The 14,009-nt window shown below is 70.7% G+C and carries 16 protein-coding genes; 5 read left to right on the plus strand and 11 right to left on the minus strand.

Going from position 1 to position 14,009, the window contains the following annotated elements; translation table 11 throughout:
* Nucleotides 1-112: 112 nt before the first annotated feature.
* The 4 genes from NRF20_RS16370 to sigE form a co-directional block, all read right to left on the minus strand.
* Nucleotides 113-598 carry a sec-independent translocase gene (locus tag NRF20_RS16370; RefSeq protein WP_413752802.1) on the minus strand — a complete coding sequence of 162 codons (486 nt, stop codon included), beginning with the start codon at nucleotides 596-598 and terminating at the stop codon, nucleotides 113-115.
* Between the two features lie 99 nt (nucleotides 599-697).
* Complete coding sequence (locus NRF20_RS16375; protein ID WP_398632353.1) at nucleotides 698-2,359, minus strand: trypsin-like peptidase domain-containing protein; 1,662 nt, start codon at nucleotides 2,357-2,359, stop codon at nucleotides 698-700.
* Nucleotides 2,360-2,481: 122 nt separating this feature from the next.
* The gene (locus NRF20_RS16380; RefSeq protein WP_398632354.1) at nucleotides 2,482-3,495 is read right to left on the minus strand and encodes a zf-HC2 domain-containing protein; all 1,014 of its coding nucleotides are present in this window, start codon (nucleotides 3,493-3,495) and stop codon (nucleotides 2,482-2,484) included.
* Nucleotides 3,492-4,253, minus strand: a complete 762-nt coding sequence (gene sigE / locus NRF20_RS16385) for an RNA polymerase sigma factor SigE (protein ID WP_176740275.1) — start codon at nucleotides 4,251-4,253, stop codon at nucleotides 3,492-3,494. The genes NRF20_RS16380 and sigE overlap by 4 nt, the downstream gene beginning before the upstream one ends.
* A 182-nt stretch (nucleotides 4,254-4,435) precedes the next feature.
* Here sigE and NRF20_RS16390 point away from each other — a divergent pair, with 182 nt between their 5' ends.
* Nucleotides 4,436-5,101 carry an O-methyltransferase gene (locus NRF20_RS16390; protein WP_266358193.1) on the plus strand — a complete coding sequence of 222 codons (666 nt, stop codon included), beginning with the start codon at nucleotides 4,436-4,438 and terminating at the stop codon, nucleotides 5,099-5,101.
* A gap of 153 nt (nucleotides 5,102-5,254) precedes the next feature.
* Here NRF20_RS16390 and NRF20_RS16395 read toward each other — a convergent pair whose 3' ends face one another.
* The gene (locus NRF20_RS16395; RefSeq protein ID WP_003966491.1) at nucleotides 5,255-5,422 is read right to left on the minus strand and encodes a DUF3117 domain-containing protein; all 168 of its coding nucleotides are present in this window, start codon (nucleotides 5,420-5,422) and stop codon (nucleotides 5,255-5,257) included.
* 313 nt (nucleotides 5,423-5,735) lie between these two features.
* On the opposite strand from NRF20_RS16395, the gene NRF20_RS16400 reads away from it, so the two are divergent.
* Entirely contained in the window at nucleotides 5,736-6,548 is an 813-nt protein-coding gene (locus tag NRF20_RS16400) for an enoyl-CoA hydratase/isomerase family protein (protein WP_413752803.1), read from the plus strand.
* Nucleotides 6,549-6,562: 14 nt separating this feature from the next.
* On the opposite strand, the gene NRF20_RS16405 is transcribed toward NRF20_RS16400, so the two are convergent.
* Together NRF20_RS16405 and NRF20_RS16410 are read right to left on the minus strand one after the other, a co-directional pair.
* Nucleotides 6,563-7,150 (minus strand): DNA-3-methyladenine glycosylase I, encoded by a 588-nt coding sequence (locus NRF20_RS16405; protein WP_398632356.1) that lies wholly within the window; start codon nucleotides 7,148-7,150, stop codon nucleotides 6,563-6,565.
* Nucleotides 7,147-7,602, minus strand: a complete 456-nt coding sequence (locus NRF20_RS16410) for a cell division protein DivIVA (protein WP_413752804.1) — start codon at nucleotides 7,600-7,602, stop codon at nucleotides 7,147-7,149. The genes NRF20_RS16405 and NRF20_RS16410 overlap by 4 nt, the downstream gene beginning before the upstream one ends.
* Nucleotides 7,603-7,706: 104 nt before the next feature.
* Between NRF20_RS16410 and folP the strand changes: the two genes are divergently transcribed.
* Entirely contained in the window at nucleotides 7,707-8,579 is an 873-nt protein-coding gene (gene folP / locus NRF20_RS16415; RefSeq protein ID WP_413752805.1) for a dihydropteroate synthase, read from the plus strand.
* A 122-nt stretch (nucleotides 8,580-8,701) separates the two neighbouring features.
* Here the strand turns inward: folP and NRF20_RS16420 are convergent, their stop codons facing one another.
* Nucleotides 8,702-9,451 carry a TIGR00730 family Rossman fold protein gene (locus NRF20_RS16420; protein WP_114246479.1) on the minus strand — a complete coding sequence of 250 codons (750 nt, stop codon included), beginning with the start codon at nucleotides 9,449-9,451 and terminating at the stop codon, nucleotides 8,702-8,704.
* 87 nt (nucleotides 9,452-9,538) lie between these two features.
* A complete protein-coding gene (gene dapE, locus NRF20_RS16425; protein ID WP_413752806.1) occupies nucleotides 9,539-10,618 on the minus strand; it encodes a succinyl-diaminopimelate desuccinylase in 1,080 nt (359 codons plus the stop codon).
* A gap of 61 nt (nucleotides 10,619-10,679) precedes the next feature.
* Here dapE and NRF20_RS16430 point away from each other — a divergent pair, with 61 nt between their 5' ends.
* Nucleotides 10,680-11,627, plus strand: coding sequence for a hypothetical protein (locus NRF20_RS16430; RefSeq protein ID WP_398632437.1), 948 nt, complete (start codon nucleotides 10,680-10,682; stop codon nucleotides 11,625-11,627).
* A gap of 287 nt (nucleotides 11,628-11,914) precedes the next feature.
* The gene (locus tag NRF20_RS16435; RefSeq protein ID WP_413752807.1) at nucleotides 11,915-12,343 is read left to right on the plus strand and encodes an ATP-binding protein; all 429 of its coding nucleotides are present in this window, start codon (nucleotides 11,915-11,917) and stop codon (nucleotides 12,341-12,343) included.
* A 75-nt stretch (nucleotides 12,344-12,418) separates the two neighbouring features.
* Here the strand turns inward: NRF20_RS16435 and NRF20_RS16440 are convergent, their stop codons facing one another.
* Together NRF20_RS16440 and fdxA are read right to left on the minus strand one after the other, a co-directional pair.
* Nucleotides 12,419-13,516, minus strand: coding sequence for a bifunctional succinyldiaminopimelate transaminase/glutamate-prephenate aminotransferase (locus NRF20_RS16440; RefSeq protein WP_413752808.1), 1,098 nt, complete (start codon nucleotides 13,514-13,516; stop codon nucleotides 12,419-12,421).
* A gap of 123 nt (nucleotides 13,517-13,639) precedes the next feature.
* Nucleotides 13,640-13,960 carry a ferredoxin gene (fdxA, locus tag NRF20_RS16445; RefSeq protein WP_018956287.1) on the minus strand — a complete coding sequence of 107 codons (321 nt, stop codon included), beginning with the start codon at nucleotides 13,958-13,960 and terminating at the stop codon, nucleotides 13,640-13,642.
* Nucleotides 13,961-14,009 lie beyond the last annotated feature (49 nt).

The raw sequence follows: 14,009 nt of genomic DNA on the forward strand, positions 1-14,009 counted from the left end.
GGCCGCCTCCTCGATCCCTTGTGTCCGGAGCGGCCCGCCCCCCACGGGCGTCCTCACAACCGGACAGATGGAGAATAGCCATACCGTCCGGACGAGCCGGGATTGACTGCTGTCAGGTGGCGTCTGCGTCGAACGGCGGGCGGTCGTCCTTCGCGGGCTGTTCACGCTTCTTGAGCAGGTCCGGAGTACCGGCGGAGCCGTTGGCCGCGGTGATCGCCGAGCCGCTCGACACGCCGCTCCGGAAGTCCGCGGACTCCACGGCCGCGTTCTCCCGGCCGTTCACCGCGTCGGTGACCTCGGCCAGATCCTTGCGCAGGTCGAAGCTTTCGCGGATCTCCTTCAGCCCCAGATCGTCATTGCCGTCCATGAGCTGCTTGCGGACGAACGTCTTGGGATTGAGGTCCTCGAACTCGAAGTCCTTGAACTCCGGGCCGAGCTCCGTACGGATGTCCGCCTTGGCACTCTCCGAGAACTCACGGATCTTACGGATGAAGCGCGAGGCGTCCTGGATGACCTTGGGCAGCTTGTCCGGACCGAAGACCAGCACGCCCAGGATCGCGAGCGTCACCAGCTCGAGTGCGCCTATGTCATTGAACACCTTGTTGCTCCTCGTGTTCTCCGCGACCAGGTCGGTCGTGGTCCGGACCCGGCCCACGGTACCGGTCGAAACTGTCCGCGCGGTAGCGTCCCGTGGCTGTCACGTGCCGGTTGCCGAACCAAGAGTCAAAGAGATGGACAGGTCTTTACCACCACGGGTCAGGCCGAGGTCCAGACGGTCGCCGGGCCGGTGGGCGCGGATCTTCACGATCAGCTCCTCGCCGCTGTGCACCCGCCTGCCGTCGACCTCGGTGATGACGTCACCCGGCTTGATCCCGGCCTTGGCACCGGGCCCGCCGGGCGTCACAGCGGGCTTGCCGGCCGCACCCTTCGTATCGACCTTGGCGCCGTCCCCCGTGTACTTCATGTCCAAGGTGACGCCTATCACCGGGTGGGTGGCCTTCCCCGTGTTGATCAGTTCCTCGGCGACCCGCTTGCCCTGGTTGATCGGGATGGCGAAGCCGAGACCGATGGACCCTGCCTGCCCGCCCTCGGTGCTCGAACCGCTGTCGGCGGCACGGATGGCGCTGTTGATGCCTATGACATGGGCGTCGGTGTCGACGAGCGGACCGCCGGAGTTGCCCGGGTTGATCGGGGCATCGGTCTGCAGCGCGTCGACGTAACTGATGTCGCTGCCGTCGCCCTTCTCGCCGCCCGCGGTGATCGGCCGGTCCTTGGCGCTGATGATGCCGGAGGTCACGGTGTTGGACAGGTCGAAGGGTGCGCCGATGGCCACCACGGGGTCGCCGACCTGCACATTGTCGGAGTTGCCCAGCGGCAGCGGCTTGAGGCCGGAGACGCCGGTGACCTTGACCACGGCCAGGTCGTAACCGCTGTCCTTGCCGACGACTTCGGCGCGCGCGGTCTCGCCGCCGCTGAACGTCACAGTGATCTCGCCGGAGGACCCGGCCGGGGCGACGACATGGTTGTTGGTGAGGATGTGGCCGGATTTGTCGAGAACGAAGCCGGTGCCGGTGCCGGATTCGGTGGTGCCGCTGACATGGAGAGTGACCACGCTGGGCAGAGCGCTTGCGGCGATCCCCGCGACGCTGTCGGGGGCGCGGCCGCCGGTGTTGTGGCCGGTCTGCGGAAGCTCGACCTGGGTGAGGCCGCCGTTGCGCTCGATATAGGCGCCGATGCCGCCGCCGATGCCGCCCGCCACCAGTGCGAGCAGCACCGCACCGACGAGGAGGGAGCCGCGGCGGTTCTTCTTGCGGCCGCCGTCGGCCCCGAGCGGCGGGCCCGGGTTGGTCAGTGGCTGCCGGGGCGCACCCCAGGGGTCGTACTGGAGCCACTGCGTCGACTGCGGCTGCGGCTGCTGAGGCGGGGGCGTGAAGCCGGGGGCGGGTGAGGTGGGGATACCGGCGCCGTTCGTACCCGCGTACTGCGGGGGTACGGGGGTGCCGTGTGCCGGGGTCGGGACCGGTCGCTGTACGGGTGGAGCGGGCGCCCAGGGGCCGGGTCCGCCGTACGGCGGGGTGCTGTACTGATCGGGCTCGTGCAGGGGCGCCACGGGCTGCGTGGCCGCTACGGACGGCACCGGCTCGGGTACGGGCGGGGATGACACCGGCTCGGGTGCCGACGGCTGAGGGGGCACGTCGGCTGCGTGTGCCTCCGTCACGCCCGTCGCGCCCGTCACATCGACCGTGGGCGCCGGTTCCTCGACGGGGGTCGGCTCGTCCGGCGCGGTGCGGGTGGTGCCTCCCGCCGTGGGCCGGCTCCACCACTTCGCCTTCGGCCCGGTGGACTTCCCGTCTTCCATGCTCTCCCCGCAACTGCCGCGTCTGGCCTCTGCACGCCCCGGCAGGGGCGTCCGTCCCGGAATTCCTCCCGGAATTCAACCAGGTTTGCGAATGTCTGCGCAGACCCCGGCGCAGACCCCGTTCAGCGCCGGGAGGAAAGCGGCAGACCGCGATCGGCGGGGGTGGGGAGGGCCGCGGCCGACGGCGGCGTCCAGGACGGCGGCGCGGAGGGCTCCGGGGGCTGTGAGGCCGGTCGTCCGAGCACCTGGGCGAAGAGCGGGGTGGTGCCGGTCGGGCGTATCAGCGGTGGCGCGGACACATTGGTCAGAACCTGAACGGCGAAGGTGTTCTCCGCGAGACTTCCCGTGGAGAGCAGCGCGGGAGCGGTGGAAGGCACCGCTGGTGTGGCCTCCGGCACGGGTGGTGGTGGGGCAGCGGCTGCGGTCGAGCGGTCGCCCGCCTCCGTAGCGGCAGGGGTCCCCTGGCTGCCGGCGCCGCGGCGGCTCACCGAGCTGCCGCTCTCGCTGCGGGATGCGGTGTCGAGCGGGTTCACCGTGTTTCCGGCGCCCGCGGCCCGGGCCGGGGAGCTGGGACCCGCCCCTGTCGGCAGGGCACCGCCCAGGGCGATGGCCGCCAGCGATACGGCGCTGGCCGCTGCGAAGGCGAACCTCCGGCCGCGCCACGGCGAGCGGTCTCCCTCACGGCCGACCTCATGGATCCGGAAGCCCGAACGGGAGGAGCCGCCCGGCAGTACGGCGGTCGAGCCGTGCGGGGCCGGGAGGAAGCCAAAACTCCCCAGTGGCGAATTCCCCGGCGAATCCGTGCGGCTGCCGGACGACTGAATCACGGGACCGGGCCCGTCGGCGAAGCGCCCGGAGCCGCCGAATGGTTTCCCCCGGTTGTCGTCGTCACCCCCCGGTCCCCCGGGAAGGCCCTGCAGTCGGGCAAGGAAGCCCTCGGACGGCGAAGGCGGGGCCGACTGTGCGAAGACACTCTTCAGGCGCCGCTGGGCGGCAGCCTCGGCCTTGCACTTGGCGCAGGTCGCAAGGTGGGCGAGCACCCGCTCTCGGGCGTCGTGTTTCAGCTCACCGTCGACAAGCGCGGCAAGCCGGTCCCCCAGGTGTTGTTCCGCAGGGGTCGGAACTGTGCCACTCACGCCGTTCCGCCCTCCCCTGCCAGGATCGCGCCCGCCAGCGAGCGCTGCTCGGCACGGGCCTCGGGCGAACGGTGCTGCAGCGCCTTGCGCAGATGCGAGCGACCGCGGTGGATACGGCTGCGCACGGTACCGAGCTTCACGCCCAGTGTCGCGGCGATCTCCTCGTACGAGAGGCCCTCGATGTCACAGAGCACGACAGCGGCACGGAATTCGGGCGCAAGGGTGTCCAGCGCCTGCTGCACATCCGCGTCGAAGTGGGTGTCGTTGAAGACCTGCTGCGGGGACGGTTCACGGCTCGGCAGCCGCTCGGCGGCGTCGTCGCCGAGGGAGTCGAAGCGGATCCGCTGCTTACGACGGACCATGTCCAGGAACAGGTTGGTCGTGATGCGGTGCAGCCAGCCCTCGAAGGTGCCCGGCGTATAGGTCGACAGCGACCGGAACACGCGCACGAAGACCTCCTGTGTCAGGTCCTCCGCATCGTGCTGGTTGCCCGTCAGCCGGTAGGCAAGGCGATAGACACGGCCGCTGTGCGTGCTGACGATCTCTTCCCATGAGGGTGGCGTCCACGCCTGGGAGTCCGCATCTGAGGCGAAGGTCGCGGTCGGTGCGGATTCGTTGGAAGAACGGTCAGCGATGTTGGTCACGGATTTCGGCTCACCCGCCGACCTGAGAAAGCGCCGCAGCACTCCTCCCCGATCCACAGGCGCAGCCGCACCTCCCCTATCGGCTCTGGTGGTGTCCAGTGGAGCCCCTACCATAGCGACCTCGCCCGTTAGCTCCGGATAAGCCTTTTTCCTGCTGGGGCCGGGGATCACCCCGGGAACCGCCGGCCCGTGTCTCCCGGACCCGATCTGCGGGCCGGTTCCACGGGCTTTCCCCTGCCCCTGCATAACGCCCGGTCCCATCTGCGGGTTCCCGGGTGCAGCGGATACAGTCACCGTTGCGCCAACTACGGGGACAGGAGAGGGTCATTACCGCCAACCGGCAGACGAGCTGGGCGTTCGCCGACGCCTTTGTCGCCGAGGACGAAGCATTGCGCTGGGCCCGGGACCGGGCTCGGGAGGCAGGGCTCCGCTCGGTGTCGCCAGGTACCGGCGCCGCGCTGCGCTTGCTCGCTGCCACGACGGATGCCAAAGCGGTGGCCGAGATCGGCACCGGGACCGGCGTGTCCGGACTCTATCTGCTGCATGGCATGCGGCCCGACGGGGTGCTGACCACGGTCGACCCGGAGCCCGAGCGCCAGCAGTTCGCCCGTGAGGCGTTCCGGGCAGCGGGGTTCGCCGCCAATCGGGCCCGTTTCATTCCCGGCCGCGCCCTGGACGTACTGCCGCGGCTCGCGGACGGCGGATACGACTTGGTGTTCTGCGACGGCGACCGGCTGGAGAGCCTGGACTGTCTCGCTGAATCGTTGCGCCTGCTGCGACCCGGTGGACTGGTCTGCTTCGAGGGTGTCTTCGCGGACGGCCGTACGGTCGACTCGGCGGCGCAGCCCGCGGAGGTGCTGCGACTGCGGGAGCTGCTGCGTGCGGTGCGGGAGAGCCAGGAGCTGATGGCAACGTTGCTGCCGGTGGGCGACGGGTTGCTGTGCGCGGTGCGGCGGGGCTGAGGGGCCGGCAGGGTTCCTGCCCCGTGTCCTCGCACCTGGAAGCAGCCGGGTGCCCTCAATCGCCGGACGGGCTTGATTCTGTTGAGTGTGAACGCATCACTGCCCCGGCACGGATACCGTGCCGGGGCAGTGATGAAGTGTGGGCGCCTCTGCTCAGCCGACGACCTTCTTGAGGGCATCGCCGAGTGCATCGGCCTCGTCCGGAGTCAGCTCCACAACAAGCCGACCGCCGCCTTCGAGCGGAACGCGCATGACGATGCCCCGCCCCTCCTTTGTCACCTCGAGCGGGCCGTCGCCCGTCCGCGGCTTCATGGCCGCCATGCTCGTTCCCCTTCCTGAAACCAGCTCATCACAACCGGCGGCCCCATGACAGGCGCTGTGTCACCGGCATCGAACACATTGCTTCCAGGCCATTATCCCGCATCACAGACCCCAATGACCAACATCGGTCGGCATCGCTTGCGCAACGCGCTCTCTCAAAACCACCCAATTCGGCGATCCAGCTGCGATACTCCGTCCCCTTCACCCCTCCATCGGGGCGCAATTGTTAGACGCAGGTCACATGTTCGCTCCCGCCCGAGTCGGCCATGCTTGCCTGGACAGGCATTGCCCGAGGTGCAGAAGGGACAGCGAAATGGCCGACCAGATGGCGGACAGCGTGCTCTACGAAGTGAGCGACGGACTCGCGACGATCACGATCAACCGTCCCGACGCGATGAACGCCATGAACACCGCGGCCAAGGTGGCACTCCGTGACGCGCTGAAGTCCGCGGCGGCCGACACGGCCGTACGGGCCGTTCTGCTCACCGCGACCGGGCGCGCCTTCTGCGTCGGCCAGGACCTGAAGGAGCACGTCGGCAAGCTCGACGAGGCCCGTGAGTCCGGCAGCGGCAACGCGCTGAGCACCGTGCAGGAGCACTACAACCCGATCGTGCGGGCCATCACCGGGATGCCCAAGCCGGTCGTCGCCGGGGTCAACGGTGTCGCCGCCGGTGCCGGTTTCGGGTTCGCGCTCGCCTGCGACTACCGGGTGGTCGCCGACACTGCCTCGTTCAACACCTCGTTCGCCGGGGTCGCCCTCACCGCCGACTCGGGCGTCTCCTGGACGCTGCCCCGCCTGATCGGGCAGAGCCGCGCCGCCGACCTGCTGCTCTTCCCGCGCTCCATCTCCGCGCAGGACGCCCATGAGCTGGGCATCGTGAACAAGCTGGTGCCCGCCGCCGACCTGGCCGCGGAGGCCGCCGCCGTGGCCCGCACCCTGGCGTCCGGTCCCACGGTGGCGTACGCGGCGCTGAAGGAGTCCCTGGCCTACGGTGCCGGTCGCACGCTGAGCGAGGCGCTGGAGAGGGAGGACGAGCTCCAGACGAAGGCGGGCGCGTCCGAGGACCACTCGATCGCGGTGCAGGCGTTCCTCAACAAGGAGAAGCCGAAGTACCTCGGCCGGTAGCCGCCGGGGCGGGTCTACGCCTCGGTGCCGCGCGCCACGCAGTCGGCCAGGTGGTCGTCGACCAGGCCGCAGGCCTGCATCAGGGCGTAGGCCGTCGTGGGTCCGACGAAGCGCAGACCGCGCTTCTTGAGGTCCTTGGCCAGCGCCGTGGACTCCGGGGTGACCGCGGGAACGTCGCCGACAGTGCGCGGGGCCGGGCGGCCGGCCGGGTCGGGGGCGTAGGACCAGATCAGCTCGTCCAGCTCGCCGGCGCGCCAGTCGGCCAGCACCTTGGCGTTGGCGAGGGTCGCGTCGATCTTCGCCCGGTTGCGGATGATGCCGGCGTCGGCGAGGAGGCGCTCCTTGTCGGCGTCGGTGAAATCCGCCACCGCGGGGATCTTGAACCCGGCGAAGGCGGAACGGAAGCCCTCCCGGCGGCGCAGGATCGTCAGCCAGGAAAGGCCCGACTGGAAGGCCTCCAGGCAGAGCCGTTCGAAGAGGGCGTCGTCGCCGTGGACGGGGCGGCCCCATTCGGTGTCGTGGTACGTGAGGTAGTCCTCGGTGGAGAGCCCCCACGGGCAGCGCAGACCGCCGTCCGGGGCCGCTTCTGCGCCGCCGCTCATCGCTGGGGCTCCTCTCCGGGGTGCTCTGTCCGCTGCGGGTCCTGCTGGTCTTCCTGTCGGGGCGCCTCCCACGGCGCTCTCGGACGGCCCTCCGGCCGCTCCCGCGTCAGCTGCGGCCGCTTGAGGAGATCGGGGCCGCCGACCGCGGCCGCCTGCACGCCGGCCAGCGCCGACTGCAGTTCCGCGATCCGCGCGTCCCGCTCGGCGAGTTCGGCGCCGAGCCGGCCGAGCGCCTCGTCGACATCCGTCATGCGGTAGCCACGTACGGCCACCGGCAGCCGCAGCGCCTCGACATCCGCGCGGCCGACCGGACGCGTCGCGGGCAGCGGGTCGGTCAGCTGCTCGGGCGCCACGTCCTGCAGGACGGCGCTCTTCCCTCCGCCGACCACCGCGAGGGTGACCGCGGCCACGACCACCACCATCGCCAGCAGCAAGAACCAGAACACGCGCATCTCCCCGGGAGCGGAAACCTGTCCGGGTCCGATCGTGCCATGCGGTGCCGACAGTTAGGGTCGCAGGCGACCCACCGGGCGATCTACCAGAGGAGAAACACGGGATGCGAAGCGGTGCGCTCAGGCTGGGGCGGCGTGAATTCGGTGCGCACGAGCCGGTGATCATGGCGATCGTGAACCGCACCCCGGACTCCTTCTACGACCAGGGCGCGACGTTCCGGGACGAGCCGGCGCTGGCCCGGGTCGAGCAGGCGATCGCGGACGGCGCGGCGATCGTCGACATCGGGGGTGTGAAGGCGGGCCCCGGTGAAGAGGTGACCGCCGAGGAAGAGGCCCGTCGCACGGTGGGGTTCGTCGCGGAGGTGCGGCGCCGCCACCCGGATGTGGTGATCAGCGTCGACACCTGGCGCCACGATGTCGGCGAGGCGGTCTGCGAGGCCGGTGCGGATGTGCTGAACGACGCGTGGGGCGGCGTCGACCCGAAGCTCACAGAGGTCGCCGCGCGGTACGGCGCCGGTCTGGTGTGTACGCACGCGGGCGGCGCCGAGCCGCGGACCCGGCCGCACCGGATCGCGTACGACGACGTGATGGCGGACATCCTGCGGGTGACGCTGGGGCTGGCCGAGCGGGCGGTCGGACTCGGGGTGCGGCCGGACGGGATCATGATCGACCCCGGTCATGACTTCGGGAAGAACACCCGGCACTCGCTGGAGGCGACGCGACGGCTCGGCGAGATGGCGGAGACCGGCTGGCCGGTCCTCGTATCGCTGTCCAACAAGGACTTCGTCGGGGAGACGCTCGACCGGCCGGTGAAGGAACGGGTGATCGGGACGCTGGCGACGACAGCCGTGTCCGCGTGGCTGGGGGCGCAGGTGTACCGGGTGCACGAGGTGGCGGAGACGCGGCAGGTGCTGGACATGGTGGCGTCCATCGCGGGGCACCGGGAGCCGGCGGTGGCACGGAGGGGGCTGGCGTAGCCGGGGCGTGAGGTGGCGGGGAGGGCGGGGCGCCTGCGGCGGGCCTTGCCCCCCTGCCCGCCCCTTCCTGAAACCGGGGCTCTGCCCCGGACCCCGCTCCTCCATCGCCGGCGGGGCTCGAACTACCGGCCGACCTCCTTCGTCACGAGGTCGACCGCCTCGTCCACGTCGTCCGTGACGTGGAACAGCAGCAGGTCGTGCTCGGACGCCTTGCCCTGCGCCACCACCGTGTCCCGCAGCCAGTCCACGAGCCCGCTCCAGTACGCGGTGCCGAACAGCACGATCGGGAAGCGGGTGACCTTGCCCGTCTGGACGAGGGTGAGGGCCTCGAAGAGCTCGTCCAGGGTGCCGAGGCCGCCGGGCAGAACGACGAATCCCTGGGCATACTTCACGAACATTGTTTTTCGGACAAAAAAGTAGCGGAAGTTCACGCCGATATCGACGTGCGGGTTGAGGCCGGACTCGAAGGGCAGCTCGATGCCGAGGCCGACCGAGACGCCCTTCGCCTCCCGCGCCCCCTTGTTCGCCGCTTCCATGGCTCCGGGTCCGCCTCCGGTGATCACCGCGAAGCCGGCCTCGACCAGGGCCTTGCCGATCCTTACGCCCGCCTCGTAGTCCGGCCCGCCGGCCGGGGTGCGGGCCGAGCCGAAGACGCTGATGGCGCTCGGCAGCTCGGCGAGGGCTCCGAATCCTTCGACGAACTCCGACTGGATGCGCATCACCCGCCATGGGTCGGTGTGCACCCACTCGGAGTCGCCCTCGGTGTCCAGCAGCCGCTGATCGGTGGTGCCGGGCTGTACCTGGTCCCTGCGGCGCAGTACCGGGCCCTGCCGCTGCTCCTCGGGGACGTGCGCTCCCTCGGGGTTGCCCATGACCTGCTCCCTCCGACGACGATCGATGACCATCTGTGTCAGGTCAGGGTAGATCGACGGAGGTTACGGACAGGGGAATGCCGTGGGTCAGCTGGTGAGCCAGGAGCGGAGCCGCTCCTCGCAGTGGGTGATCCGGTCGACCGCCACGTGTTCGTTGCGCTTGTGCGCGAGGAGCGGGTCACCGGGTCCGTAGTTCACCGCGGGAACGCCGAGGGAGCTGAAGCGGGAGACGTCGGTCCAGCCGAACTTGGGGCGGGCGGTGCCGCCGACCGCCGCCATGAACGCCTCGGCAGCCGGGTGGGAGAGGCCGGGCATGGCCGCGCCCGAGTGGTCGTCGACGGTGAATTCGACGACGCCGCAGTCCGCGAAGACCTCGTGGACGTGGGCCAGGGCCTCCTCGGCGGTGCGGTCGGGGGCGTACCGGTAGTTGACGACGACGGTACACGCGTCCGGGATGACGTTGTTGGCGACGCCCCCCTCGATCCGTACGGCGTTGAGGCCCTCGTGGTATTCGAGACCGTCGATGACCGGGCGGCGCGGTTCGTACGCGGCGAGGCGGGCCAGGACCGGGGCGGCGGCGTGGATGGCGTTGGACCCCATCCAGCTGCGGGCGGAGTGGGCCCGCTCCCCCTCGGTACGGAGGAAGACCCGCAGGGTGCCCTGGCAGCCGCCCTCGACCTGGCCGTCGGTGCCCTCCAGGAGGACCGCGAAGTCTCCGGCGAGCCACTCGGGGTGGGCGTCGGCCACGTGGCCGAGCCCATTGAGGTGCGCGGCGACCTCTTCGTTGTCGTAGAACACGAAGGTGAGGTCGCGGTTGGGCTCGGGCACGGTCGCGGCGATCCTCAGCTGGACGGCGACGCCCGACTTCATGTCGGAGGTGCCGCAGCCCCACAGCACACCGTCGTCGTCGAGCCGGGACGGCACATTGTCGGCGATCGGCACGGTGTCGATGTGTCCGGCGAGCACGACCCGCTCGGCACGGCCCAGGTTCGTCCGGGCCACGACGTTGTTGCCGTGCCGGTCGACGGTCAGATGCGGGAGGGTGCGCAGCGCCGCCTCGATCGCGTCGGCGAGCTCCTCCTCCTGACCGCTGACCGACGGGAAGTCGACGAGCCGGGCGGTGAGCGCCGGGCCGTCCAGGGTGAGGTCAAGCGTGCTTTCGGACATGGAAGCGACCCTAAAGGACTGGGCCCTCGGACCCGGCCGGGCACTCCAGTACGGTGGCTCCGTGCCCCGGACCGTCTCCCCCGCCCGCCGACACACCGGCCGCAGCCGCCTCTTCCGCATCGCGGCTGCTTTTGTCGTGCTCGCCGCACTGGGCGGCTATCTGACCGTGCAGTACATAACCGGCAGCAAGTTCACCGAAGGGTGCACCGTGGAGTCCGCCGACGGTTCGGCCGGCCAGGGCCGTACGTATCGGATGAGCCCGGAGCAGGCTTCGAACGCCGCGACGATCTCCGCGGTCGGCACCTCGCGCGGGATGCCGGAACGGGCGGTGACGATCGCGCTGGCGACCGCGTTGCAGGAGTCCGGGCTGCGCAACATCGAGCACGGGGACCGGGACTCGCTGGGGCTGTTCCAGCAGCGCCCTTCGCAGGGCTGGGGCACCGAGAAGCAGATCCTGGACCCGGTCTACTCCGCGGGGGAGTTCTACCGGCATCTGGCCGAGGTCCCCGGCTATTCACGGCTGCCGCTGACGGTCGCCGCGCAGCGGGTCCAGCGCAGCGGTTTCCCGCAGGCGTACGCGAAGCACGAGCCGGATGCGGCATTGCTGGCGGCAGCGCTGACCGGCCGTACGCCTGCCTCGCTGAACTGCACGCCGCCGCGGACGACGGCTGCGACGGCCGATGCGGCGAAGGTGCGGGCGGAGCTGGTCCGCGCCTTCGGCAAGGATGTACTGCCCGCGAAGAAGCCGTCGCCAAAGGACGGGAAGGCCGCGGCCGGTGCGTCGGCGACGAGCACGGTCTCGGTGCCGGTGCGGGCGGCCCGCACCTCCGGGGACGACGACTCGGCGCGGCGCGGCTGGGAGCTCGCGCACTGGGCGGTCGCGCAGTCCGAGGCGCTCCGACTGGACGAGGTCACGTACGCGGGCCGGGTGTGGAAGGCCGGGTCGGGCTGGCGGACAGAGCGTACGGAATCGGGCACCACCGAAGTCCGTATACGACTCGCACACTAGTACGGGCGGTCACCCGAAGGCGTTATCCGGTCGGCACGAAACGTCCCCTGGCACGACACCCCCCGCCACCCCTCCACGATCCCTCACTTCCCTTGCGGGCAAAGGGAAGTGACGGTTCATCGGGCCATCCGGGAATGCGGCGTCCGCCCGGGTTCCTCCGTTGTGGATTATGTGACGCATTACCGACTCTTTACCTCGATCCACCGCAACCTCCCCCGCCCTTGCGACGGTTGTCATTGCGTCCGGTCAACGGACAGACAGATTCCTCATCCCGTCCAAGGAGCATCATGTCCCTCCCCCTGACCCGCCGGATCGCCCGTGCCGCGCTGCTGATCGCCGCGGGTGCGGCCCCCGTGGTCGGCGCGGCCGGTGCCGCAGGTGCCGCGGAGCTCCCGCAGGCCCCGGAGCTCGGCGGTCTGACCACCGTCGACGGCACCGGCCTCGGCAAGACGGTCGACGGCGCGTCCCAGCAGGGCACCAAGGCGGCGGGCGCGACCGGCGGCAAGATCGTCGGGACGACCCTCCCGGCCGCGGGCAAGACCATCGGCAAGGCCGGCACCCAGGCCGCCCCCACCGTGCAGAACGCCGCCGGCGGTGCCGCGGGCAGCGCGGGCGAGGTCCTCGGCGGCGCTGCCGGTGCCGCGCCCCACGGCGGCCTGCCCACCCAGGGCCTGCCCACCCAGGGTCTGCCCACCCAGGGTCTGCCGATCGGCTGACCCGATCCGTCGGCACATCACACGCGAGGGGCCTCGGGAGTGCGCACTCCCGAGGCCCCTCGCGTGTACCGCCCGCTATCGGGCCAGCCGCTTGACCGCGGCGGCCACCCGCTCGTCCGTCGCCGTGAACGCGACGCGTACGAAGCGGTCACCGGCCGTCCCGTAGAAGTCGCCCGGTGCCACCAGAACACCGAGCTCCGCCAGGTACGCCACGGTCTCCCAGCACGGCTCGTCGCGCGTCGCCCACAGGTAGAGGCTCGCCTCGCTGTGCTCGATCCGGAAGCCGTGGGCCTCCAGCGCCGTGCGCAGGGCAGCGCGCCGGTCCGCGTACCGGGTCCGCTGCTCGGCGACGTGCGCATCGTCGCCGAGCGCCGCGACGGTCGCCGCCTGGACGGGGGCCGGCGTCATCATTCCGCCGTGCTTGCGGATCAGCAGCAGCTCGCCGAGCACGGCCGCGTCGCCCGCGATGAAGGCCGCGCGGTATCCGGCCAGGTTGGAGCGCTTGGAGAGCGAGTGGACGGCGACGATGCCCTCGTACGTACCGCCGCAGACGTCCGGATGCAGTACGGAGACGGGCTCGGCCTCCCAGCCCAGCTCCAGGTAGCACTCGTCGCTGAAGACCAGCACGTCGTGCTCGCGCGCCCAGGCGACGATCCGGATCAGCTCGTCCTTGGACAGGACGCGGCCGGTCGGGTTGGACGGCGAGTTGAGCCAGAGCAGCTTCAGGCCTGCCGGGTCCAGCTCCGTCGGGTCGTCGTAGACGACGGGCTCGGCGCCGCAGAGCCGGGCGCCCACCTCGTACGTCGGGTAGGCGAGGCGCGGGTACGCCACCTTGTCGCCCGCGCCGAGACCGAGCTGCGTCGGCAGCCAGGCCACCAGCTCCTTGGACCCGACGACCGGCAGGACGTTCTCGTGCGCCACCCCGACCGCGCCGAGCCGCCGCTCCACCCAGCCGGTGATCGCGTCACGCAGCTCGGCGGTCCCCCACACCGTCGGATAGCCGGGGCTGTCCGCGGCGGCGACGAGCGCCCGCTGGATCAGCTCGGGCACCGGGTCGACGGGCGTGCCGACGGACAGGTCCACGATGCCGTCCGGGTGGGCGGCGGCCGTCGACTTGTAGGGCGCGAGCTTGTCCCAGGGGAAGACCGGGAGACGGGAGGAGACTGCGGACACGGATCTCTGCTTTCTCGTACGGGGGTTCCGAGGGTTGCTCGGGGCGCTCGGGCGTGGAAACGCCTCGGTCCCGCACGGTGACGAGCCGTACGGGACCGGGGCGACGCACGTGCCAGCCGCTGACTACTGGTTCTGCGGCGGCAGCGCAGCAATGAACGCGTGGTCGCGTTCGATCAGGCCCAGCTTGGAGGCACCACCGGGCGACCCGAGGTCGTCGAAGAACTCGACGTTCGCCTTGTAGTAGTCCTTCCACTCCTCCGGGGTGTCGTCCTCGTAGAAGATCGCCTCGACCGGGCACACCGGTTCACAGGCTCCGCAGTCGACGCATTCGTCCGGGTGGATGTACAAGGACCGCTGGCCCTCGTAGATGCAGTCGACGGGGCACTCTTCGATGCAGGCCTTGTCCTTTACGTCGACACAAGGCTGCGCGATGACGTAGGTCACGCTGTCGTTCCTCCTCGGTAGGGCGTTGGCTCTCGCGCGGGAGCGCGGC

Source organism: Streptomyces sp. R-74717, from assembly GCF_047305335.1.
GTDB classification, from domain to species: Bacteria; Actinomycetota; Actinomycetes; order Streptomycetales; family Streptomycetaceae; genus Streptomyces; species Streptomyces atratus.